The sequence below is a fragment of the Microbulbifer maximicatervae (SeqCode) genome (assembly GCF_056231245.1).
In genome coordinates this window covers 287,037-311,514 of the sequence record NZ_CP174334.1, presented here as the reverse complement: position 1 = coordinate 311,514, position 24,478 = coordinate 287,037, and the positions used below count along the sequence as shown (strand labels likewise).

Annotated in this window: 17 protein-coding genes and 2 pseudogenes; 7 read left to right on the top strand and 12 right to left on the bottom strand. The window is 46.7% G+C overall.

Translation table 11 applies throughout. The features are described from left to right. Positions 1-47 precede the first annotated feature (47 nt). The 4 genes from ACJJIS_RS01405 to ACJJIS_RS01390 all read left to right on the top strand — a co-directional run bounded on the left by ACJJIS_RS01405 (position 48) and on the right by ACJJIS_RS01390 (position 6,758). The gene (locus ACJJIS_RS01405; protein ID WP_475709293.1) at positions 48-2,045 is read left to right on the top strand and encodes a DUF3857 domain-containing transglutaminase family protein; all 1,998 of its coding nucleotides are present in this window, start codon (positions 48-50) and stop codon (positions 2,043-2,045) included. A 3-nt stretch (positions 2,046-2,048) separates the two neighbouring features. Further along, positions 2,049-4,220: a tetratricopeptide repeat protein gene (locus ACJJIS_RS01400; protein WP_475709292.1), complete on the top strand. Its 2,172-nt coding sequence runs from the start codon at positions 2,049-2,051 to the stop codon at positions 4,218-4,220. 287 nt (positions 4,221-4,507) lie between these two features. Further along, positions 4,508-6,427: a VCBS domain-containing protein gene (locus ACJJIS_RS01395; protein WP_475709291.1), complete on the top strand. Its 1,920-nt coding sequence runs from the start codon at positions 4,508-4,510 to the stop codon at positions 6,425-6,427. Positions 6,428-6,458: 31 nt separating this feature from the next. Beyond that, positions 6,459-6,758 carry a hypothetical protein gene (locus ACJJIS_RS01390; protein ID WP_444895935.1) on the top strand — a complete coding sequence of 100 codons (300 nt, stop codon included), beginning with the start codon at positions 6,459-6,461 and terminating at the stop codon, positions 6,756-6,758. Between the two features lie 90 nt (positions 6,759-6,848). Here the strand turns inward: ACJJIS_RS01390 and ACJJIS_RS01385 are convergent, their stop codons facing one another. The 4 genes from ACJJIS_RS01385 to ACJJIS_RS01370 form a co-directional block, all read right to left on the bottom strand. After that, positions 6,849-8,360 carry a tryptophan halogenase family protein gene (locus tag ACJJIS_RS01385; RefSeq protein WP_475709290.1) on the bottom strand — a complete coding sequence of 504 codons (1,512 nt, stop codon included), beginning with the start codon at positions 8,358-8,360 and terminating at the stop codon, positions 6,849-6,851. Positions 8,361-8,493: 133 nt separating this feature from the next. Further along, positions 8,494-11,358, bottom strand: coding sequence for a TonB-dependent receptor (locus ACJJIS_RS01380; protein WP_475709289.1), 2,865 nt, complete (start codon positions 11,356-11,358; stop codon positions 8,494-8,496). A gap of 170 nt (positions 11,359-11,528) precedes the next feature. After that, entirely contained in the window at positions 11,529-12,491 is a 963-nt protein-coding gene (glk, locus tag ACJJIS_RS01375) for a glucokinase (RefSeq protein WP_282931051.1), read from the bottom strand. 188 nt (positions 12,492-12,679) lie between these two features. After that, positions 12,680-12,988, bottom strand: coding sequence for a DUF1272 domain-containing protein (locus ACJJIS_RS01370; protein WP_444907116.1), 309 nt, complete (start codon positions 12,986-12,988; stop codon positions 12,680-12,682). A gap of 240 nt (positions 12,989-13,228) precedes the next feature. On the opposite strand from ACJJIS_RS01370, the gene ACJJIS_RS01365 reads away from it, so the two are divergent. Further along, positions 13,229-15,103, top strand: coding sequence for an MFS transporter (locus ACJJIS_RS01365; RefSeq protein ID WP_475709288.1), 1,875 nt, complete (start codon positions 13,229-13,231; stop codon positions 15,101-15,103). Between the two features lie 1,087 nt (positions 15,104-16,190). Then, positions 16,191-17,498, top strand: coding sequence for an NAD(P)/FAD-dependent oxidoreductase (locus ACJJIS_RS01360; RefSeq protein WP_475709287.1), 1,308 nt, complete (start codon positions 16,191-16,193; stop codon positions 17,496-17,498). Positions 17,499-17,882: 384 nt separating this feature from the next. Here the strand turns inward: ACJJIS_RS01360 and ACJJIS_RS01355 are convergent. The 7 genes and pseudogenes from ACJJIS_RS01355 to ACJJIS_RS01325 all read right to left on the bottom strand — a co-directional run. Next, positions 17,883-18,002: pseudogene (locus tag ACJJIS_RS01355) on the bottom strand (hypothetical protein); the annotation flags it as partial. A gap of 228 nt (positions 18,003-18,230) precedes the next feature. Beyond that, positions 18,231-18,341, bottom strand: a pseudogene (locus ACJJIS_RS01350) (DDE-type integrase/transposase/recombinase); the annotation flags it as partial. A gap of 853 nt (positions 18,342-19,194) precedes the next feature. After that, entirely contained in the window at positions 19,195-19,908 is a 714-nt protein-coding gene (locus ACJJIS_RS01345; RefSeq protein WP_475709286.1) for a cysteine hydrolase family protein, read from the bottom strand. A gap of 400 nt (positions 19,909-20,308) precedes the next feature. Then, on the bottom strand, positions 20,309-20,599 hold the full coding sequence (locus ACJJIS_RS01340) for a hypothetical protein (protein WP_475709285.1): 291 nt from the start codon (positions 20,597-20,599) through the stop codon (positions 20,309-20,311). Positions 20,600-20,766: 167 nt separating this feature from the next. Further along, positions 20,767-20,985, bottom strand: a complete 219-nt coding sequence (locus tag ACJJIS_RS01335; protein ID WP_475709284.1) for a hypothetical protein — start codon at positions 20,983-20,985, stop codon at positions 20,767-20,769. Between the two features lie 659 nt (positions 20,986-21,644). Then, on the bottom strand, positions 21,645-21,956 hold the full coding sequence (locus ACJJIS_RS01330) for a cupin domain-containing protein (RefSeq protein ID WP_475709283.1): 312 nt from the start codon (positions 21,954-21,956) through the stop codon (positions 21,645-21,647). 48 nt (positions 21,957-22,004) lie between these two features. Then, positions 22,005-22,304 (bottom strand): hypothetical protein, encoded by a 300-nt coding sequence (locus ACJJIS_RS01325; RefSeq protein ID WP_475709282.1) that lies wholly within the window; start codon positions 22,302-22,304, stop codon positions 22,005-22,007. Positions 22,305-22,622: 318 nt separating this feature from the next. On the opposite strand from ACJJIS_RS01325, the gene ACJJIS_RS01320 reads away from it, so the two are divergent. Continuing rightward, positions 22,623-23,216, top strand: a complete 594-nt coding sequence (locus ACJJIS_RS01320; RefSeq protein ID WP_475709281.1) for a TetR/AcrR family transcriptional regulator — start codon at positions 22,623-22,625, stop codon at positions 23,214-23,216. Positions 23,217-23,284: 68 nt separating this feature from the next. Here the strand turns inward: ACJJIS_RS01320 and ACJJIS_RS01315 are convergent, their stop codons facing one another. Continuing rightward, the gene (locus ACJJIS_RS01315) at positions 23,285-24,469 is read right to left on the bottom strand and encodes a hypothetical protein (RefSeq protein ID WP_413663520.1); all 1,185 of its coding nucleotides are present in this window, start codon (positions 24,467-24,469) and stop codon (positions 23,285-23,287) included. Positions 24,470-24,478: the final 9 nt, after the last annotated feature.

The following is a 24,478-nucleotide window of genomic DNA, read 5'->3' as shown; positions in this document are numbered from 1 at the left end:
ATTCTGTCTCCGCCGGTATAGGCTGTAGATAACAATCGAGGCTCATTTTGAAATATCGTTCCTTCGGCCAAATTCTGGCTGTGACTCTCTTATTTGCTGTGTCGCTGGCCCAGGCTACCCCTGAAATTAACATAGCCCCAACACCCACTTGGGTGGATGCCGTCGATCTCTCGAGTAGTGTCACTGCACCCGAAGGCAGTGTTAGGTATCACCTGAGTAACTCCCAGATATCCCATACGAACGAACAACACCAATACTATTTTCAGCTGGTGATGGAGCCCCTCAATCAGCAGGGGGTTAAACAGGTATCGGAACTGAACATTAGTTTTTACCCCGCGTTCCAGCAGCTGGTCGTTCACGAAATTACCGTAACCCGCAATGATCAAGTGATTGATCGCCTGGACAAACAGGACTTCAAGTTATTCCAGTCTGAGCAGGAGCTGTCCAGCAAACTCTACTCTGAAATGTGGAATGCGCTTTACATTCTTGAGGATATCCGACCCGGTGACAAAATCTCCTACGCTTATACACTCGAGGGAAGCAATCCTATTTTTGAACGCGGGGATTTTGGTACTTTCTACTTGTCATGGCCGGATGCCATCGACAGGCGCTATGTAAAAATTACCAGTGACAACAAGCTCAATTACCGTTTTAACAATGAAAAAGTACCGGTGAACGTTACCCGCAATAACGACACTTACCAGTACACACTGGACCTGAAGCAGGTGTCTCCGATACTTCAGGAAGGGGAATACCCTCACTGGCATGACCCATTCAACTACATCCAATATTCAGGCTATAACAGTTGGGCTGAAGTAAACGACTGGGCAATGACACTCTACGATATTGACCTCTCCCTGCCACAGGAACTCACCCGGCAATTGGATCAATGGCGTGCAGAGGAAGGCCTTGAGGGAGCTGTCAGCAAGGCTATTGCCTACGTTCAGGAGGATATTCGCTACTTTGGGATCGAGTTTGGAATCAACTCACACCAACCGCGAACGCCGAGAGAGACTTTGGATAAGCGCTATGGCGACTGTAAAGACAAGGCCATATTAATAACCGCCATGTTGTCTCACCTGGGGGTTAACTCTTACCCCGCTTTAGTGTCTTCAGGACGCGGTCGTGACCTTGCCAATGATATCCCCTCTCCCAGTTCATTTGATCATGTAATCAGCGTCATTGAGCTCAATGGACAAGATTATTGGGTTGACGGCACCGCTTCCGGACAGGGCTCCAATATCAAGAGCAAAGGCTTCTTTGATTATGAATTGGCACTCCCCATTCGAAAGGGAACCCGAGCATTAAAACAAGTAACCACGATTTATCCCGCCAACGGCACTCTGCAACTGGATGTCACCGAAAATTTTGAAATCAATGCCGGTGCCAATACCGCAGGGCTAACTGTTGAGTCCACCTACAGCGCTCTCAAAGCGGAGCAGATGCGTCAATTTTTCCAGTCAGCAGACTCTGAATACATAAAGAGTAATTACGCAAACTTTATGGCAACTTACTACCCCGGTATTGAAATCACATCCAATATCAAGCACCAGGACAATCGGGGTGAAAATGTACTTCAGGTATCGGAGCTATATGAGATCAGTGATTTTGCCGAGTTGAACTCTGCTCGGAAGATTTTCTCACTGTATGGCTCCAGTATCGCCTCTTATATTACCAGCCCCCAGAAGCGTATTCGCCAGAGCCCATTAGCGCTGGCACATCCTGTGGATATCAACCACAAAGCAGTAGCCAAAATTACTGGAGAGGTTTTATGGAGAGAGGAATCCCAGGATCTACAGATAGACAATCCCTGGTTCACCTTCTCCAGAACCTCCGATCATATTGGCAATAACATCTCGGTGAACTACGCCTTTAAATCCAAAGCGGACCATGTCCGCAATACGGATATTGCCGAGTATATGGAGCAACTCGATAAACTGGATGAAGCACTTCAATATCAGTTCTGGGCCAAGGGCGATAATTCGAATACTCAGGAAACCAGCAAGGCAATGAAAAACCTGGTTAAGTCACTGATCAGGAAGTAAATAATGAAAAAATTCCTTTTTGCCCCCGTTATTTACTTACTGGCCTCTTGTGCGGCCCACACTTCCATCGAACCCGGCGATAGTGAAATAAGGCGGCTAACCGAACAAGTTGCTAGCGCTCCAGATACAGTTGCTTATGAGGATTTCTGGGTTGCCTATCTTGAGTCTCAGCAACCCCTGAATAATATCGCGGCCAGAGAGCGCTACCAGGCGGAGCTATCCGCGATTGAATCTGGGGATAAGTCTTGTGAAGCCGTGGACTGGAAGGCCGTAACAAACAACAACATCCTGTCACTAACGCCCCATCTCAGCGCTGCAGAATGCTATGAGTCTGTGGGACAGTTAGAAGCAGCCAACTACCATAAAAACCTGTTTGAATTTATTGCTACTGGTATCCTCTCCGGACGCAGTGGTGAGTATAGCTACAGTGCCTTTGAGGTCGGGAGCTGGGCAGATGCAGAAGACCTGCTCACCATATCCGGCTATGAAATTATTGATAGCTATTTTGAATTTGCAAATAGTCGCAATGCTATATACCGCGTTTATAACGTAAAGGAAGTAGGCGGCTATCAGGTATCGAAAATCTACTTCGATAATGCCCGCTTTCTACACCGACTGCTCGCGATCCGGTATCCATTTGCCGGCACATCAGATCAGCTCTATACAGATGTGATCCAGGTACTAGCCTCTACAGATTATGCCGCTCGACACGCCGAAGGCATTGTGTTTCATGCGGAGGGGCAGTATCCACAGGCTGAACAGGCTTATCTGGACGCTATTGTTATGGGATCCATTTCCGCCAATATCAGTTTAGGGCGGCTGTGTCTGAGTGGCAAAACTGAAAAATTTGCAGTTAACGAGTGCGCACAATTATTTGTTGCTGCTGCGGATCTGGGGCTCGAAGAGGCGAAGGTTTACCTAGCCTATATAGCCTTTATGGGCCTGGGAATTGATCCGGATAAAGAATTAGCAACTTCACTACTCTCCAGTGCCGAACAACACTTGAAGAAAGGCCAGGCGGAGTATGAACTCTACTCCCTTTTTGCGTCAGAGGAATTTAACTCAGCTAATGAATCCGGTGCTACACAATTCTTGCAAGCCAGCGCTAATAAAGGTTACCCCGTAGCCCACTTTACCCAGGCTATTGGTTACCTTGAACAGAATGATTACTATCAATTTGAACAGCTTATTCAAAAAGCTTCCGGTAACGGCTTTTCCCCAGCCCAGTTTTTTTATGCCAGCTACCTGCTGGAGAAGAAAAAAGAAACTAGTAAAGGCATGGCGCTTCTCAATGAGGCTGCAATTGCAGGAAACCCCGCCGCACTCTTTGAGAGAGGGCGTATCACACAACTAGGCGCCCATGGCCAACCGGTTAATATCAATCAATCTATCAGGGACTATCAAGCTGCGGCATATCGCAATCATCTTCCTGCACAATTAAAAATGGGGATCCTGCATTCCAAGAATATTATTGCAAATGCCAACGCCGATATTGCCTATGCCTGGTATTTATTGTGTGGACGGGCCGGCCACCTGGAGTGTATTACCAATATGGGTTACTCCGCCGAAAATGGTTATGGAGTGGAACAAAACCCGACCCATGCAGCACAACTTTATAGGCTCGCAGCTGCGGAAGGCTCAGCCAACTCCAGTGCCAGGTTGGCCGGACTCTACGAGGCAGGTAACGGAGTAGAAAAGGACCTGGAACAGGCAATCTATTATTACACTCAAGCAGCAGAGAGGGGATTAGCAAGCGCTATGAATAAGCTGGGGCTCATATATTTGGACTCCGGTAGTGATTCTTTCAACAACTATCCCGAGGCTCTTCATTGGTTCGAGCAGGCAGCGAATCAAAATTCAAAGTATGGATACTTTAACCAAGCCCGTATGTATGAACAGGGGCTTGGTGTAGAAGTTGATCTAGATCGAGCAATGTCACTCTACGAGGAAGCCTCAAAGAGAGGGCACGGCATAGCTTCACTGAAAATTGCTGAGGCCTATAGTCAAGACGATAATCCAGGAAAAAACCTTGATCAGGTACGTTACTATTTGAAATTAGCTACTGAACAGAGTGACGACCAACAATTGAAAAAAATCCTGGAAAACTGCGCTGACACCGAAGAGTGCAATGTCTCACACTTAAAACAGTTTCTGAGTGGACTCCCTGCAGAATAAGATTATTTTTGCGGTCGACTATTCACAGCGAATAGTTGACCGCGTTCAACTTTATTTTGCCAACAGGATCCCAAACCACTCTTTTTCCTACCTTAAAATCCTCAACTATTTTCCGACCTATTTTCTTTATTTTTATTGACAAAAATTTCTAGGTGCGACCGATAGCACCATTTTTTGCTCAAGCAAAAGATCAGCCTCAAAAGCAAGCCAGCCATCACAGAATATGACTGACAGCTCTTTATACTCCGCGCCAATTACATTTGGTTTAACGGATCTATCGAGGCGATATGACCTATTCACTGAAGTTACTCACGGCTATCAGTTTATCTGTATTTCTTACTGCTTGCGGTGGGGGCGGAAGCTCCGATGACAACGAACCTGACGGCACTCCAGTAAGCAGCGATAGCGATTCAGGGGCAAACTCTGACGGCGATGATGACGATGGCAATACTGGCTCTGATGATGACAGCTCCAGCTCTGATGATGATGACAGTTCAGATTCGGATGACGACGACGGCGATGATTCCCCTAGCATAAGCGGTGACAACGGCAGCGTCAGTGAAGATGTCGAGACAACGGTTTCAGGGCAACTAGTCGATAACTCAAACAGCAATCAAACCTTTGAATCCGGAAATTTTCAAGGGACTTACGGAGAGCTTAAAATATCCAGCGATGGCAGCTGGACCTATACCTTGGACAGTGAACTATCCGATCCAATTGCTGGCTCAGAATTAGTGACCGACGCATTTAATATTGGTATCGGCTCCAGTGATTCAGAAGCCACTATATCCATTTCCATAACCGGTTACGACGATGCCTACACGTTCAACCCCGCCAGCCCACTGGCCACTTTGATTGTTGAAGGTAAGGAATTTTCTTCAGGAACATTCCTTTTGGAGGATGTCGATGGCAATACTCCGGAGTTTGTCGAGGAAACTCTTAGCGGATCCTACGGCGATTTCAAGTTATACAGCAACGGAGATTGGGAATACAGCCTGAATAATTCTGCAGACAGTTTAAAAAATGGTGAAACGACAGAAGATACCATTTCATTCCAACTTAGCGATGGCACTACTCAATCGATTACCTTCTCTGTCGTCACTTTAGAGCCTGATGAAAGCAGTATCGTATTCATTTTCATGAACTTCTCTGATGCTGTACCTACAGATACCACTGATATCTCTGATATTGCAGATATGGTCTTTAACGATGAAGACTCTCTCGATAATACCTACCTAAAGAATTCATTGGGACAACTAAAATTCCTGCGCCATCGCATCAGCGACAGCTCCCTGGAGCATTACTGCTATGGAGAAGGTAGCAATGAAGACAGCTCCATTGACTGTATCATTTACAACATCCCAGATAACCAAGACGGTGGCACTTTAAGTGTTGACGATGCGGCAGCCCGCTCCAGCCAGGGAGGAGAATATACAGACGGAGGATACACTTGGCGTGACAATGCAACAGAATGGGCGGAAACCAATTTAGTTGATAACAATAACAACCCTATCAACCTAAGCGACTGGCGCCACCGTGTTTACATCTACCCGCCAAAGGCCAAGAGTGCTGGGCTGGTTGGGGCTGGTGTCGCCTCTGTTGGTGGTAAGTGGAGCATCGTTACCGCTTATACAGACCAGATAATAATGGGCCATGAACTTGGCCACAATATTGGACTCAGCCATGCCGGCAATGATGACAACAACGATGGCGATACCTTCGATAGTGGCGAAAGCGAGTATGGAACAGATGGGAGCTTTATGGGGAATGCCTGGACTTCGCGCTTATTTGGCAGTGGTCACCGAGAGTACATGGGCTGGTATGATTTATTCCCCGAATATACCCAAACGGTAACCCAGAACGCCGGCAGCACCGAAGAGGTGGAGGTTGAGGCTATTGAGCTGACTGCGGGAGAGCTCTCAGGAAACCTGCCCCAGCAGCTGAAAGTTGAGAGTGCGGGTAGTCAGAATGGAGAAGACTACTACTACGTGAACTACCATGTAGGCCATGACATACTGAACCCATCGTCTCATATGGAAAATTCAGTATCTGTTCATTATCTCGATAATAGACTCTTTAACCATGTAGCAGAACTCAAGGAGCCAGGAGATAGCTTTACCGACTCAAATATTGGCTTAACCATTGAGTTTCAATCTGTGGCCTCAGACAAACAGTCGGCCACTATCTTAGTCAGTTACAGTGATTAGACTGTAAATCCGTTACCGTAGGATAAATACTATGAAAAAGTTCATTCTAATAGCGTTTGCATTGAGCTTCTCCCTGTTTGTACAAGCAGAGGAGATTGTAACTGGCACCTTGGAAGAAATTATCTCTGAAGATTTTGAAACGGGAAAATCCGAGCGTAAGTTTTCCCTGAAAGATGAGCAGACTGGCCGCTACTTTTTCCTGGATGCCGATGAGGCCAAGCTCAAAGGTATGAAATCTGGAGATCGAGTTAAAATTCGTGGTGAGCGTGGAGAAAAGCACATACTACGTATAAAAGAGTCAGAGAAAATAGAAGTAAAGGATAGCGAATAGTCATTTATTAATTAAAAACGATTTACCTCCCTATCTGATTAAAGTGGAATAGTACTCAGAGATAATCCGAGCACTATTCCAGATTTTCTTCTACCCCACCCTTAATTGATTTAACTGATCCATGTGTGGCATAAAGTTCAGAGCACAGCGGCGGTTAAAATCCTTGATTTCTTCCAGTTTATATTTGTGTGCAAACTCATTACCTGGACGCAACTGTTCCTGTCCCGGGTAAATTCCCTTGCCAGTCAACAGGCAATTCCAGGATACATTCGGGAAATAGACATCCAGTTTTTGATCCAGTAGTTCATCAGTAATATTCTTGCCTGCCATCCAAGACATCAAGATTGAACGCAGGGAGGGAGATATCTTTTCATTAGTGCCATTGGCAATCCAATAATCCGTATCTGTTCTCGAACTAATACGGTAGTGACAGACGATATAGTCCCGCACCGCATCAAAACGAGCGCTGATACGATTATTAAAGTCATCTCTATATTTATCAGTATGATCACCATTGTTATAGGCCTCTATAAAGCGCACAACAGTCTCCTGAACCATATCAAGCGCCGTTGCCTCCAAAGGCTCAATAAAGCCTTGGGAGAGCCCCACCGCCAGGCAGTTCTTGGCCCAGTGTTGGGCAACCCGTCCCACCTTGAAATTTAATCTACGCGCCTCGACATCACTGTCCAACAACCCCAAGTGAGCGCGAAATTCCGTTTCTGCCTTGTCATCGTCGACAAAGCGAGAGCTGTAAACGTAGCCGTTGCCATTGCGATTAGTCAGTGGGATTTTCCAGGCCCAGCCATATTTCATCGCAGTAGAAATAGTATGCGGTGCATACTCTTTCTCCTGATCTGTAGTAAATACAACCGCAGAATCGTTAAACAGACTCTCAGCGCTACTAATAAAAGGAACCTTCAGGGATTGTTGTATAAGACTTCCACGAAAGCCGGAACTATCCACATACAGATCCGCTTTAAGAACCTCACCATCAGTAGTTTTCAGGTGATCAATATTCCCCTGTGCATCGAGCATGGCGCCAGCCACTGTCGCCACCTTATAGCGAACGCCTTTCTGTTCTGCAACACGACGCAGGAACTGGCCCAATAAACCAGAATCAAAATGGTAGCCATAGGCAATTTCAAAAGGGAAGTTTTCCGGCGCGACTGGAGATAATTTTTGCCGAATCATCTCAGTGGCCAGAAAGAAGTGGTCCGGGTGCCCCTCCAAGTCAACGCCTTTCCTGCGCAGGTAACTATTATGAAAAAATGCCGGAATAGTAAATTGGTCCGGCTGGCCGACAAAGGGATGAACATACTCGGTAAAGCCCGGTTTGACCGACCAATCCCTAAAGGTAATACCGACCTTGTAAGTAGCGTTACAAGCAGGCATCCACTCCGATTCGCTAACTCCTATAGTCTCCATAAAACCCTTTAGTGGCGGAGTTGATCCCTCCCCCACACCGATAATCCCAATATCCGGTGATTCCACTAGGGTGATTTCAAACCCTTTATTCTGCCAATGGGTCGCCATCAGATTGGCGGTTATCCAGCCAGCGGTACCCCCGCCAAGAATAATTATTTTTTTGCGTTGATTGCTCATGGCGACCCTCAAAAATTCGGCACCGCACTTATTGTCGGGCCCTTTAATATTTAAAAAAAACCGCCCGGCAAGCGTAGCTCAGCGGGCGGTCTTTTATCACATCTTCGGTTTACACCGAAAGAACCAGTGATACTTAGTAGCTATAGTTCAAGCCGAGGTAAAACTGACGCCCAAACTCAGTATATTCACCGAGGACACCATCTACTCCATATGATTTCACATCAGCCTCATCAGTAAGATTGTTCGCTGAGAAAACCACATCGATACCATTATCAAATGCATAGGATATCTGAGCATCAACGGTAGTGTACGCCTCAGCTAAGGCCGGAGTAGAGCCTCCCGGTATCGGCATAATCAGGATAAATTCATCCCGATAGCGAACATTGACGTGGGAGCTGAAATTACCGATGTCCCAGAATACTGTAGTGCTCCAGACATTTTCAGAGAGGCCCGGCAACGGCAGGTTTTCACCATAGAGGTTACCGCCACTCACTTCGGTTTCACTCTCAGTATATGAATAGCTGGCGGTCATACCCAAGCCAGCCCAAATACCCGGCAACTGATCAAAGGTTTTGGTACCCGCAAGCTCAATGCCTCGAATATAACCACCCTTGTCGTTGTTCACGTAAGTTTCGAAAGCGCCGGCTTCCAGACCAACGGGAATTTCAATGCCCAGGGAATCAAACAGCGCCGTTCGATCTGCCTGGCTATCCAGGTAGATATACTGCTTTTCTACCAGGCTTTCGATATCTTTCCAGAAAATGGCTGCAGTTACCGCACCGCCATCTTCAAAATAGTGCTCATAAGCCAGGTCAAACTGGTTTGCACGGAAAGGATCGAGGTAGGGAGAACCTTTGGTCCATACATTGTATTCAGTATCGTTCGTTTCGTTATTAACGCTGTTCCAGGAACCAGCGCCGCCTTTCAGCTGCCCAACCGGTGGACGACCCATCACTTTAGCTGCAGCAAAGCGAATGTAGTCCTGCTCGGTCAGCTCAAAGTTCAAGTTAAGGGAAGGCAAGGTGTCTGTGTATTCGGGGCCGTACTCAACATAGTCGAAGCTATCTGAAGTTACACCCACGTCATCAGTAATTTCGATACCATTGCCAGCTCCCACATTTTGGATACCACTGGACTTCACATCGGTTTCAACAACCCGTACACCGAAATTACCAGTTACTGGAATGCTCCCCAGCTGAGTATCGATATTGGCCATCAGGTAGTAGGCAAAGACTTCCTCTTTCATCGTCCCGGACTCAACGAAAGTCCAGTCCTGGCTAAATACCTTTTTACCTTCGTAGTTACCGGCTCCAAAAATACTGGAAGCCAGGGCATCCATATCGTTGACTACGAACTGTGGTATCCCGCTGGTGGATTCAACACTGACATAGCCGTCCAGTAGTTGCGGCTCACAATCGATGTCGGACAGGTTATCCGCACAGTAGCCATTGAATTGGCCATCGCGGCTACCGTAAAGGAAGGCTCCACGCTCAGAGTCAAAAGTGCGCTCAGAGACACGGAATCCTGCCTCAATAGAGGCAATGGCTCGCCACTCCAAATCGAACTTGTAATCGAACTTGAAGGATTCAACCTTATCGGTGTACTCGTGAGGGTATTCTTCGTAGCGCGACAAACGCATGGTATCCAGATCGGTAAAATCTACACCGGAGAAAACGCCTGAGGGAATACCATCGCCATTGAGGGAATAGGCAAAGCTCTGCCCAGCAGCTTCCTCCCAGGTATCTAAGTTACCATCGTCATCGTAGGTCAGGTCGTAAGCGTGCATGGACACAATCTGGTCCTTGCGCGTCTTGGTGCCCTTACTGTAGGAGTAGTCAACGGCCAGGGTGTGGCGATCACCTAAATTCCACTCCAGGTTTAGACCAATACTATCGCTGTCCGCCTGGGTGGATTGATCCTCAGAGCGGGATTCAAACCAGGGGCTGGAATCATCAGTTGTCTTAGGGTCGGTAATAATTACCGTACCATCGGTAACCACACCGCCATTCACTTCGGTATCGGAAAGGGTGTAAAAGTTTGTATTGGCCAGGCCACCAACCGTAATACCGTGGCGAGTATCAACACGCTCAAAGTCAGACTTAAAATAATCTAACTGGGCCTTGAAGCTATCGGTAGGCTCGAAAACGACGCTGGCCAGGTAACCATTACGAGTATCGGTACCATCACCGGATTGCCACTGGAACGCTCGCGGTAAAGCATCTTCACTGCCATCACCATCGAAATCGTTCCCTGGCTCATAACCGATTTGGCCGTCTGCACCCGTGCGGGACTTTACAAAGCTGTTCGGCTGCTCAAGGTGAGAATAACCCAGGGCTACGCCCACCTTGTCATCCATAAATTTACCCATGTACGATAGGGTGACGCGCTCACCGAATTCGTCGGCACCGACGTCGTCTGCTGCATCGTTATACGACATACGCACATTGGCATTAAAGTTGTGTTCTTTGTCGGCGTCGAGAGGATTGGCTGTTTTCAGCTCTACAGAGCCCGCTACACCACCTTCAATATGAGAGGCTTTCGGAGTCTTGTAGACCGCTGCCTGATTAATCAGCTCAGCTGGGTACTGGTCAAAAGACATCCAGCGAGTACTTTCGGTATAACCACTGGTAGAGGCCTGCTCGCGACCATTCAGGGTGGTTTGCAGGAAGTCGCCGTTCATACCGCGGATATTTAGCTGTGAGGACTGACCGTTGGATCGCACGGTGGTTACGCCGGGCAGACGACCCAGGGCATCGGCGATTGATTGGTCGGGAAGAGATGACAGAGCGCCCGCATCTACCACATCGGCCACAACATCGGCGGCGCGCTTGGCTTCAACGGAGTCCAAAACGCTGGTGCGAATACCGGTAACTGTTACTTCTTCCAGTGTTTCCTGCTCCTGCGCATAGGCCCCAACCGAGGTGGACACGGAGGCCGCGATGGCAGCAGATAGCAAAGTGGGTCTGAGCGCCCCTTTACCTTTATTGGATAGACTCATCATCTTCTCCCTGGACTTATCGTTATGTTGAGACCCTGCATCCTAGGGCGGCCCCTAATCCATAACATCCTCCCCCGAGGGGGGAGGAGACGGGAAAAAGTGTGAGATCAATCACAGGTGTAATTTAATACACGTTTGTCAGGCCATAACCCAACAAAAGTACCGAGTAATTACCCCTCAAGCTGTACTGCAGCGCCAATCAGAGCCTGATAACCCGCATTCAACGCGTATACCGGAACGGCCTCCATCCATTGAGCGACACGCCCTTTCGTCAGGAAACGCTGCTCAAACTCGCTCTCAGGTAGCAGTTCAGCGATCCTGGGCAGTATACCACCCCCCAAAAATACCCCGCCACGAGCGCCCATATACAAGGCCGCATCCCCGGCCGCACTGCCGAGGAAATTGAGGAAATCTATCAGAGCTTCACGGCACAGCGGATCTGAACCTTCAAGGCCTCGGGCGCTGATATCGGGGGGCGTCAGGTCCTCAGCGATCTCTCCGTTCAGCTCGCAAACTGCGCGATAGAGATTAACCAGCCCATTGCCCGACAAAACCCATTCGTTGAAAACGGGTAGCTGGGTTTTCATCAGGATTTGCAGCAACTGCAATTCACGCTCAGTGGAGACTGTCAGGTTGGCATGCCCGCCCTCTCCCGCCAGCACATGGTATCGGCCATCGGCTTCAGCCAGTCCGGCAACACCGAGGCCGGTTCCGGGACCGAGCACCGCCATAGGGGCACCTGCCTGCCGGGGAGTATCGCGCAGTACCTGGTAATCTGATTCGGCCAGACGGGGCAGAGACTGAGCCAAGGCGGCAAAATCATTAATCAGCTCTAGGTGGGGAAAGCTAAACTCTTGCGCCAGCTCGCCGGCGTCAATAGTCCAACCCAGATTGGTCATATAAACCTTTCCACCTGTTGGAGTCATCTCCAGCGGACCGGCTGCTGCAATACACGCCTTCTCCGGGCGCGGCTGGTTTAACCCATCGAGCCAGTGCTGTAGTGCTGCATCAAATCCCTCGAAGCGTTGGCAATCAACGACTTTGAGTTCTTCCAGCTGGTAACCCTCTGCTACAGGCTTGGCGATGGCAAATCGGGCGTTGGTCCCACCGATATCCGCTACGATACTCGTCATAGTTATCCTTCTAACTTCCCCCTAAAAAAGGCGATATAACTTAAGGCGTCAGACAAAATATTGCCAGCCCCAAAGCTTACTACAGAGGACAACTCACCCTATAAAGAAACCGCATGACCCCAGCTTGATACAGATAGACCTGCCGAAATGCATTGCTTGAAACTACCTAAATGCTTTCAGTCACCTTTTTACCTGTCCGCTGGCGGGATACCTTTTACTTGCTGAACGAATACTTGGATCTCTTCCTGGCTGTAAGGCGTATTCACCCGCTTTTTTGAAGCAGGCTGATATTCGATGCCCACCCCACTGCGCCGTGCACTTTGCGGGCGAATCGGTCGTGAACAAAAGTTACCCCCGCAGTTTGGGCACACATTTTTTAGCAGCACCTCAACACAGGAGCGGCAGAAGGTACACTCGTAAGTACAAATCATCGCCTCTTCTGAACTCGGTGGTAGGTCTCTATCACAGCTCTCGCAATTTGGCCTTAATTCCAACATGAATTACCTATCCTAACTTAAAACCTTTATCCAAACCGATAATTTCCATCAGTCCCTGAGCTTTATACCGTAGAATTTAATTACAACACTTCGGGCAGTTTACTGAATTCGCTATATTCAGGTACAGATTCGGATTTCAGCCAAAATGCCATAGCTGCCATAGGCTTCATTGAGCCTTTAACCAGCAATCTATAGCGCCACAGCCACCATGCGGAGCACTGCCCACAAGAGCGATAAATAATGGCTCAAAACCAGTTTAAGCTGCTCGGTACGCGGCGTTTCCTGCCGCTGTTTGTAACCCAGATTGTTGCAGTTTTCAGTCGTAATATGTACAAAAATGGGTTAATAGTCATACTGGCATTTCGTATGGCTGAAGAGGAAGCTAACACGCTGATCAATATTGCCATTAGCCTAATGATTCTTCCCTACTTCCTCTTTTCCTCCTTGGCAGGACAAATCTCCGATAAGTTCGATAAAAGCAAGCTCATCAGAATCTACAAATTGACCGAAATAGGCATAGGTATCGTGGGAATTATTGCGATGTTTACCCAACATTATGCCCTGAGCCTGGTGGTCTTTTTTTGCTATGGCACATCCTCAACACTTTTCAGTGCGGCAAAGTTTTCCCTGATACCCCAGCAATTAAATAGAAGTGAGCTACTTGCTGGCAATGCATTGATCCAAATGGGATCCTTTATTGGTACCCTGACCGGAACAATTGTCGGCACTATATTGGTCGGATTTACCCATCCCGGCCAACACGGATTGACATTTATCGCGGTCACCTTGATATTCATGGCCTTCATTGGTTTTCTGGCAAGCTGCGCAATTCCCAAAGCCCCACCTTCATCCCCAAAACTGCACATCAATTGGAATCCGGTGGCACACGTCATGCGTGTCATGTACTTAGCTTGGCAAACACCTCCAGTGTTTTACTCAATTTTCGCTATTTCCTGGTTCTGGCTGACAATCACCGCATTCCTTGCGCAGATTCCCAACTTTACCCGCGATACTCTTGGTGGAAACGAAGATGTTATCACGTTCTTACTGAGCAGCCTCACTGTAGGCACTGCCTTGGGGTCGTTGCTGTGCAACTGGCTATCCCGAGGTCGTATCGAATCGGGTTTAGTGCCATTGGGTGCTATTGGCATCACTTGCGCTGGATTAGCGCTGGGTCTCCAATCCGATAGTTTTCAAACACTTCCCAACGCAAACCCGACTCAATTTTTTAACCATCATGGTTCCTATTGGATCCTTCTCAATATGGCGCTACTTGGTATTTTTGGCGGTATTTTTACTGTTCCTTTGTACGCAATGATCCAAGACCGATCAAGTGTAAAGATCCGCTCGCAGATTATCGCAATCAGCAATATGGTCAATGCGTTATTTATGGTGACAGCTACTCTCGTGAGTATCACTTTCCTGGATATCCTAAAGATCTCTATCCCCAAATATTTCATCATTATCGCTTTACTAAACCTGATTGTGGTCACCCTGATTTTTGCCAAGCTACCAGAGTTCATCATGCGCGGGCTGCTATTGCTACCTGCGCGAATCCTCTATCGAGTCAACCAGAAAGGACTGGATCAAATCCCCAGGGAAGGACCCGCCCTGATTATTAGTAATCACATCAGTTTTCTAGATCCAATAATATTAGCGGATACCGTCGAGCGTTATGTGCGCTTTATCGCACATCCTAAAATCTATAAATCCCGCTTACTGCGCTGTATCTTGCATATGAGCGATGCCATTCCCATAGGCTTGGATCTCGATGATCCAAATAGCCGTGAACGCACTTACAAAACCATAGTGGAGAGCCTGGAAAATGGGGAATTACTCTGTATTTTTCCCGAGGGAAAAATCAGTGAAGATGGCGAACTGCAGCCATTCCTGAAAGATCTTGAGGAGATTTTATCGCGCAAGTCTGTTCCGGTTATTCCCATTGCCTTACATCGAGCCGGCACCCAGGACGAAAACTCAACGCAGCAGTCTAAAAAGAAAAGAAAACGACGTTTATTTCCTGAAGTTCTTGTTATCGCAGGGCAACCGGTAGAGAGCATCAATACAGATTCGAAAAGCCTGCAAAAAAAAATGCGAGACCTAAAGAAAAGCTAACAAGAATAGACGATTAAAAGGAGAATGCGCACCAAGCGCTTAATTATTATTAATCCAGCAAATCAATAGTTCCTTTATATTTCTTGGATCCAAGTTGCATATTTAATTAACTCATACTGTAAATAGAAAGCTACGCGCGGGCCTCCTCTATAGTATTTTCATGTGAGAAAATACTTTATAGAGTTCGACTACTTCCTATGACTCAAGTACTCTCATCAGGGTGAAACCGTTTATAAAACTCTTGGTGTGAAACATCAAATACCTACATAGGAACCTGACATCAAAACCCCACAGACTAAGGACCGTCAACGCGAATCTTTCAGGATTACTTCCCAATTTTTCTAGGCAACCCTTTTCTTTTTGCAGTTTCTTAGTCTGTTTATTTCTTTATCATCACTTTGAGACTGAGATTTCGCTGTCTTTTTCATGCTAATACTGCGGCTGGGCTTCCCAACCAACTTGCCTTCTCTACTTTCAGCTGATTAGTGAGAGCTACCATTCTAGCCTTGAAATCTGCTGTGTATTCAACAATACGTTCTTCACTCAGTATTGCACCATTTTCTCCTACCCTATTCAAAAGGCCGGCGTCTACTCACCGGAGGTAGGTTTCCCATGTCCTAGTGTTGCAAATGTGGACTATTAATCCGTTGCCGGGCGCGCGCCTGTGTCGCAGCTTTTTTGAAGATCCCGTGGGAATAGCAATCCCTGCTACACTAGGTCTTGATCACAGATCCACAGGCCTGTGGTGGCCTGTTCACTGCAATGCCAGCAGACAAAGCGGAGCTGTGTGCGCGGACTACTGTAGAGCACCTCTATCATTGATGTGACCAGCAGTAATGAGAATCCACAACCAAAGGTAAGCCTACGTAGAGATGGCCACTGGCGGCAGTTACTTACCTGCGATAACCAAGCGGAACACAGCCAAGTGTGATAATTCCGTACTAGCCTACATTACTTTATCACCCTTCATTCAGGGAATTCTTGCGCCCAAATTGACGCCGGTAAACACCTATATACAAACACAATGTGAGTTATATACAGATTAGTGAGTTAACTTTTTAAGTAATAAACGGGGTGACCAACCTCCATGAAAAAGATTGTGATCATCGGTGGCGGAGCCAGTGGCCTTTATTTGGCAACTCGGCTTGGGCACCATTTCAACTCTACTCAAACACGAGGGTTTAAACATAAGGCCCCATCTGCTCAGATCACTTTAGTCGATAAGAATCGCACCCATACCTGGAAACCCCTTATCTATCGGGTAGCCGCTGGTACATTAGACACCAGTATGGATGCTCTTGAGTACCAAGTTCACGCCAGCTCTAATGGCTATGAATTCCAACTCGGCTCACTGCAGTCCCTCGACAGGAAGCGTCAAATTTTGACCCTAGGGGCGGTACTGAATGACAAAGGCTGCGAGCTAATACCTCCGCGTGAACTAGAGTACGACTATCTAGTAATCTGCGTTGGCAGCATAAGCGATGACTCCAATATAGAAGGGGTACGCGAGCACTGTATTCCCCTCGACAGCATTGAGCAGGCACACAAATTTCACAAGCACCTGCTCGATTACTTTCTATGCCTAGAAACAAACCCCGATAAAACATTACAAATTGCCATTATCGGCGGCGGCTGTACCGGAGTGGAGCTTTCTGCTGAACTGGTGGCTGCTAGTAGACACGTTAGCCAATATGGGCGTATCCGAACCGGAGCCATTGACATTACCTTAGTCGAGGCTGAGCCCCAGCTGCTACCGGACTTACCGGCAAGATTAGGCAATAGCGCCGCGCGCGAACTATCTAAAATGGGGGTTCGTATACTTACCAACTGCCATATTAAAAATGTTAGTGCCAACAGCCTCACTACCGATGACGGCAGAGAGATTCCCGCAGCAATTCGAGCCTGGGTTACCAGGGTTAAGGCACCGGAGTTCCTCACTCAGCTGGATGGCCTCATAACCAACCAGCGCAACCAGATAGAGGTGGAAACCACCCTGCAAAGCAAAAATGACCCCCATATCTTTGCTATAGGGGATTGCGCCGGCTGCATCGACGGTAACAATCAGCGTGTACCATCACGCGCACTCGCCGCGCAACAGATGGCCAAGCTCTGCTCCACCAACCTGGTCGCCCTGATAGAAAATAAATCCCTGGGGCACTTCCATTACCGGGATCGTGGTACGCTGGTTTCCCTTAGCACGAACACTGCTGTAGGAAACTTAAGGGGTGCTTTACTAAGAAAAAACCTTACCCTTGAGGGACGTATTGCCAGTTTGGCCTACCACTCCTTCTACCAAATGCACTTGGCGACAATTCATGGCTGGCCCAAGACCATATTGCTCTATTTACTTGGTCAAGCCAACCGCGCAATGAACCCCCGTCTTAAGTTGCACTGATAGGGATTAACTAAAAGCTATCGCAACGATAAAAGATGACTTTCCACCGAGGCCGCCTTAGTTCAGATTAATCTACACCGCCAGTTCAATAAAGCTAGTACCAATGCAGGGGATACTGACGCACCAGCAGCAAAGTATTATGGCAGTAGGTCTTCAAAGATCGGGGAACCGGCTTATTAGTAAATCGACCGTAAGAGCACCCGCCATAAAAAAGCTATGATCGCCTTCGGCGGCGCCAGCGGACTACACCTGGACATGCAGCTCGGGCACTATTTAAACTTTGCTCCAATCTTGGGGAAAAGGCACCTCGAAGCACAAGTCACTCTGGTTGATAAAAATCGCACCCACATTTGGTATTGTGGTCAACTCCAACCGGAAACTTCTTTAAACACATTTATTAAATTCGATGGGGGCCGTTTTCCCCAGTGTTGTATGTATTCTACGTGAGTTATAATAACCAATATAGGTTCTCACATCAGCTATAGAGCCCTCCCTTGTTGGATAGAGAGTCCCTGTTAACCACCCCTCGCTTCAAGCCGCTAAAAAAACGTTCAGTCGGTGCGTTGTCCCAACAATTTCCCTTACGGCTCATTGAACACACCATTTCATACTGCTTAATTAGCGTCTGTTGGATAGAGCCGGCCCTAGATCAAAATGATACAGAAGCCCCTTTGGTGGCGTATGCTAGTTGACAGCTAGCATCAGCGCACGGCTTACCAAAGCCACTTCCATCTAATGCTCAAGGTGCCACCCAACAATACGACGCGAGTAGAGATAAATTACTACTGACAAGTACAGCCAGCTCTGCAAAGTCCAGACGTACGTTATATCCATAGTCCAAACTTGATTTTGAGTACTCGGAGCCCCCCCAACTCAAAAAGTTCTCTCCAACCGGCAGTTGGTGCTTACTGACTGTCGTCAGTGTAAATCGCTTCTTGCGCTGCACTTCCAAACCTATTTTATTTATGATCTTGCGAACTCGACGGCCCTTAACTTCAAAGCTTTGTTTGCACAACAATCTCATTAGTCGACGGATTCCTGGGCTCTGCCTTGATTCTGGAAATAAGACCTTTAACTGCTCCTATTTACTTGAATTATCCGGCAAGCATCCTGATTGGAAGCTGCCCTGCTGACTCTTAATTAAGCTGTACTTAATTTCATTTCTATCGTAAATAAAGCACTGGATTTTTTAGGATTTATTTCTCCATATGCAACTGATTTAACTCAGCTCGTTTCTCCGTTACCAACTCCACTACCGCTTTACTCCAACTCCTTTACCCAGCCTCGTAGGTTATTGGCAGCGGTTCCTACAGTCTCTGCTGCATTAGAAATTGAATATCTCTACTCAGAGACTAGAGTTTCGGCGTCTCTATTGAATTCTGGCTTAAAATGCTGACGTGCCCCTTCTGTTGTCAGATTTCGATTCGCTTAGTAGTTTTACCATCTTAGCGAGTTGCGCGGAAGAAATAGACCACTACAATTTACTTGACCTTGGGCGCGGCTACTACGTAGTTTATCGCTTAAGAGGGTTTCCATCGTTGGCGGGTAGGAGCAAACCTTATTTTCACAGGATCTATCCATGGCATCGACCTGCTTTAGTACCTAAAACTATCCAAAGTGTCTAGGTGATGACAGGCTATTCAAAATGGCTCAGGCAGAAAATCATATTCAGAATAAGCTATCTCTAATTTATTGCTTAAGGCGAGCCATATGGTACACCCACAAAAGACAAAACCTTATGATCAGTGATATAGCCATAACCATCTTTAAATATTGAAAGTGCATGCTTAGCAAGCTTACTATTGGCACTCCAAACAGAATCTTCCAAAAGATATGTCTTGAACCGAAATGAAGCACTTTGTGCAGTAGCCAAAACACATATGTGTGTTTCCACACCAACAATAAAAATTGTATCAACCCCTAAACTTAGCAATTCCTCCTCCAGGGAGGTATCAACAAAACCATTATAAACATGCTTTTCAACTACAACTACACTCTCATCTGCCAATTGCCAAACAGGCTCTATTATCTCCGCGCCCCAAGTATTTGACTTACAAGGGTAGTAACACCTACCTCTATTTTCCTCGCCCCGAAGAAAAGAATTACGATATTTATGATCTGGCTTAATAACTGTCTGCAACAGAAGAACAGGGATCCCTCTCTCTTTGGCAACCCTCATACATAAAATAACATTATTAACTACCTTTTCCAGATCATCACCCTTGCGGATAATTCGCGGACTCCAATCTCTACGTCGCGACGGGATTTTTAGTTCAATATTACTGGAACCCCGTTGCCTGCGATCGTAATAGCCTCCCGCACAACAAAAATCGTTTTGCATATCGACAACAACCAGAGCCGCGTTGGTATTTGCTGACAGATAATTTAGCACATTGTCCTCTTCCATCATCAGCCCTACTCAAATGTTAGATGTTAGGGGTACCAAAGCTGTTATAGCTGTCCCACGAAACCACAGCAGGACTATCCTATAAGTCTTAAATCGTAACACTTCGGACAGCTTTATCCAGCTATTGCCCCACAGTCACTACACCATTCGTAAACACTGAAAACTTTTCCACACATCAGATCCAGACCTAAATCGTTGAAAATTCTGTCCATGAAATGCTAGTTAAATTTATGGCGCTTCCAGCTGGCTATTTAAATAAATATTGCTTCGTCTATTGCTTCTATTTTTTTAAATTGAGGACTATCAACACTTTATTTACTCATAGATTGATAGCCTCTTTTCGTGCTGGCTGGCAGTAGATTAGACCTGTGTACTGTTTGACATCTTTGAATGAAAATTCTATTTAAAACATTGACTTGTAATAGGTAATCCATGTCATCGCATCCAGTTCTGGGCTGTCAAATACGGCAGGTAGTACGTGACTATATTTGTCGCCATTAATAAACTTTAGCATCACAACACGAATAGCTCTTTTCAACAAACTGACATAGACAGTCTTTGTGTAAACCTCAGCAGTATCATTAAGAGCGCCAACATGTTTAAAACGATTGAAATCGGCAACAAAGTCAACCGCTCCATCGTATCTTCTGGGGCGTTCTGTGCCTCTGTAAACACTTTCATACAGCCACCGCAAGTTCGCGTCAGATCGCTACCTGACAACGATATGTAACCTTGCCGGAATGATGGCCGAAACAGATTTCACCTTGGTGTAGGAAATATCTGCAGGAAGATAATTAATATCTAGATCAAGGGATTTAGTGCAAGTTAGAAAGCATGGTGAGTATATAACTCATTTCGGGATCAGCCATCTTCGTCTAGGGTCTGCTGGACATCCATGGTATCAGCAATATTCGACTTCAGATCAGTGACGCTAATCATAGATATTTCAAGGCCACGGTGTGAGGTTCCAAAAATATCATTGTAATACCACCCCAATTCCTCAGTCGTTTTTTCTGATTTACAGTTAAAACCGGCACCTATATCCATCACACATTCAAGGTTGTTTAGGAAAATGTGCATGAAAATCCTGCATTGAGCTTAACGAAGTAAAAGTTACGACAAAGCTGTCAACGATTGAGCTTCTCATTGGCTAAACTGCATCGTTCCATGTTCAGAAACTTCACTTTTCCTGGAAGACCATCAGCACAGGAAACAGCATGAACATGTAATTTATTTTAGTTTTTTGACTTGAAACGCGAACAAAAAATCTTTCACTATATCTTCCATGAACAGGTATTAAACCAAATAGGTCCAGGAACTTTATTTTCTCAATTTCTGCCTATGGTTCCCTCCCATTTTATTTTTTAAAACTGTCCAAAGTATTGTGATTAGCAGCATCTACCAAAACCTGCAAAACGAGGAGTATAGACCTCATATCAGACAAGGTGGGCATTAAAAATAGCTTCAGTGATATTTTTTGAATTTATGGGCTATTTGTAGTCAACCTCTATAAAGTACACAGTCCCGTTTCAATATTATTGACTCTACCGTTTTATATTCAGTGAAATTGGTATTTAAATGACAAGAAGTCGACCTATTCAGTCACATCCTTTAAAAGTAGGCACATTGCGCAAGAGACCACATGAACGCAGATCCCAATTGAGAGCCGACAGGGATCTTTTCACAGTATAACTCTAGTGTGATATCTTCCTTACGGCCCAGCAGGAAATAAAATTTTCCTAAATGCTCCCCTCCGACTCCACTACCAAAATGCGGGCCTCTCCGATAGGGTGTGCAACATGCTCGGTTCCTTCAGAGGCATAAAATATATCACCAGATTTCAACAGGGTGGAATCTGTCCTCCCCCCAGTTTTAAAAAACATCTCCACGCAGCCATCGAGTACAGCAAAAACCTCTTTTCCATCGTTGACATGCCAAACATAAGGCTTATCACTCCAATGCAACCTGATGGTAATTCCATTCATATTGGCGATTAATTTAGATGCCCAGGGCTTTTCACCTGTAAAATCCCTACTTCGAAAAATATCCACAGCTTCAACTCTAATTATATATTTCGATTTATGATTCAAGAATAACTATTATTCTCTGTCAGCCTCCACTGGCACCTGTGAATTTTCACTGACAGCTTCATCACAGGTCTCACCGCTAAATTCATCCACTCGCCTTACGCCAAAAGTTACCGTCGGCGGTATTCCCATTCCCAGGTCAATATCGGCAACCCGGTAATTACAACCCTTGGCTTTCAAAATAGCATTGACCTTTTCCTGCTTTTCAACGGCCTTAATCACAGTATTTGCTAGGACTTCATCGCTGCTGAATGCAGTTACTGACTCGTTGACTTTTTCACCAAGCTCCTTAGCTTTTTCAAAAATTCCCATAATGCTTCCTCTCTCCCCTAATTATTGAACGGAGAAATCATAGGTGAAATATCAAAGAGAGGAAACTGGATAGTATCACTCCATACGGTAACTCACCCCTACCCAAATGCTTAACATACCTTTGTTCCAAATTGGCCCGCCATCATCGACTTCTTGCCCTCTAATTCAGAAGCCTTGGTCACGCTCTCCCGGTTCAAAGACTGCCAAGCTGCCTGACTAACCATCCACATGAGTGAAATATCAGTCAAAAACCTGCCCTGTCTTGCCCCCCCCAGATTGATGTGTCACTATCATTTTTTTGAGGTTTGGTAACGATAAATGAGTGGGCGCAAGCAGTTCGATGAGTCACAAGTACTAGACAAGGCCATGCGCATTTTCTGGGAAAAAGGCTACAAAGCAACTTCCTTGTCGGATCTTGAATCGGCCATGGGACTGAATAAATCCAGTATCTACAACACCTTCCAAAGCAAGGAAGGGTTGTATGGCCGCTGTCTGGAACATTTCCACACCCAATACGCCTGCGATGCTATGGATACCTTGAATCACCCGGACTTCCGCACAGCCATGGGCGGCTTCCTGGAAATGCTTCAGTCTGGTATGGAGAGCTCTGAAACTCCTGAAGGCTGTATCGCTACTATGGCAGCAATGGAGGTGGGTGCCAGTGAAGGATTTCTCGCTGATCTGGTAGCAAAGGGTACCAATGATATGCTGAACCGGATCGAAACCCGTATGCAGAAGGCTATTGACGATGGCCAATTGCAAGCCGGTGTCGATTGTGCCGCCCTCGCCGCGATGGTTATGGCGGTAAGCCGAGGCGTAGTGGCCCTGAATAAAGGCACGGGCAGTACCACAGCAGGCAAAAACAGTTACCAACAGCTATCCACAATTCTGGACCAGTATACACTTCCCTAAAAAAGCCCACCCCAAAACTTCTTGCCTCTTTGGGGTGGGAATGGGGGTATTCCTGTGAGAATTAACTTTTAAAAATAGCGACGTAATTCCAACTGAAAATAGTCGTCGTTGCGCAAATTGTAGGTAGGGTCTTCTTCATCGGCATTACCGAAAAAACGCGCCTCAGCTTCCATTAACCAGCGGTCATTTAGTCGGTGGGTCAGTTCCAGATTGGAAAAACGACTACCGTTATCCAAATCGGTACTTACGGCAAATAAAAGCTCCGTATCCTGTGTATTATTTAGGGCGTATCGCGCACCTATTGCAATGTCATTTTGACTGGCCGTAGACCAAGGTCCGGTACGATCATCAAATTGATACTCCATTAATACTCCAAGATCTGAGATCGTTTCGCCAATACCATAAAATGTATATTCGAAACCGCCGACAGCCGCTGTCTGGCGATCTTCACCGCGAGGTTTAAATGAAATAGCTTCAAACTTCCACAACCAATCTCCACGGGTAGTTTGGATGTCCACACCCGTCTGATCGATCTGTGCATAGTAAGGCGCAAGCAAGCCATCTTCCGTAAGCAATAATAATGGATCCCGATTAGTGCCGGAAAAATGGCTGAGGCCCAGGTCCCAATCCCCAAGTACATGGCTGTAACGCAAGGCCCAATCTATATGCTTCTCCTCCCGGTCAGATTGATAGACCGCAGCATCCTCATCCACCGGCAGCGGAGCACGCAATCGCCCTTCCCGGCCAGCAAACTGACGCTCGCGAAAGCCCAGTAAACCGTACACCTCCAGTGTTCCCCAATCACGCTCCATCAGGAGGTTAATCATGGGTTGGCCAAGCTTGTCTTCACCATCGATATTTTCCAGCGCATCATCCTGGTTAATCACATCCACCAAATGCACGGTTTCAGTAACTCCCCAAAATACTTTGCGCACCCCGGCATAAAGCTCGAAACTATCGTAAGCTTTCCACCAGTAAAGCTCGCCGAGATCCGCGTGATTGCGATCGCTATCCTCACTGTCCCAGCGCCCAAAGACACTGGCCACAACACGCTGGTTTCCATCGTCAAAATCTCGGTAGTACTCGAGATTTAAAGACGCAGAAAGACCGGCATCACTTTGTGCTGAATCCAAAGGGTCTGCGGTGAATGCCCGGGCCTCCAGGCCCGCATAACCGCTCAACTCATTTGCTCCAGCCATATGACTCAACGCCGCCAATAGTGGCAACAAAGTGAGTATTTTTCGGTTAACCATGGGCGCAAT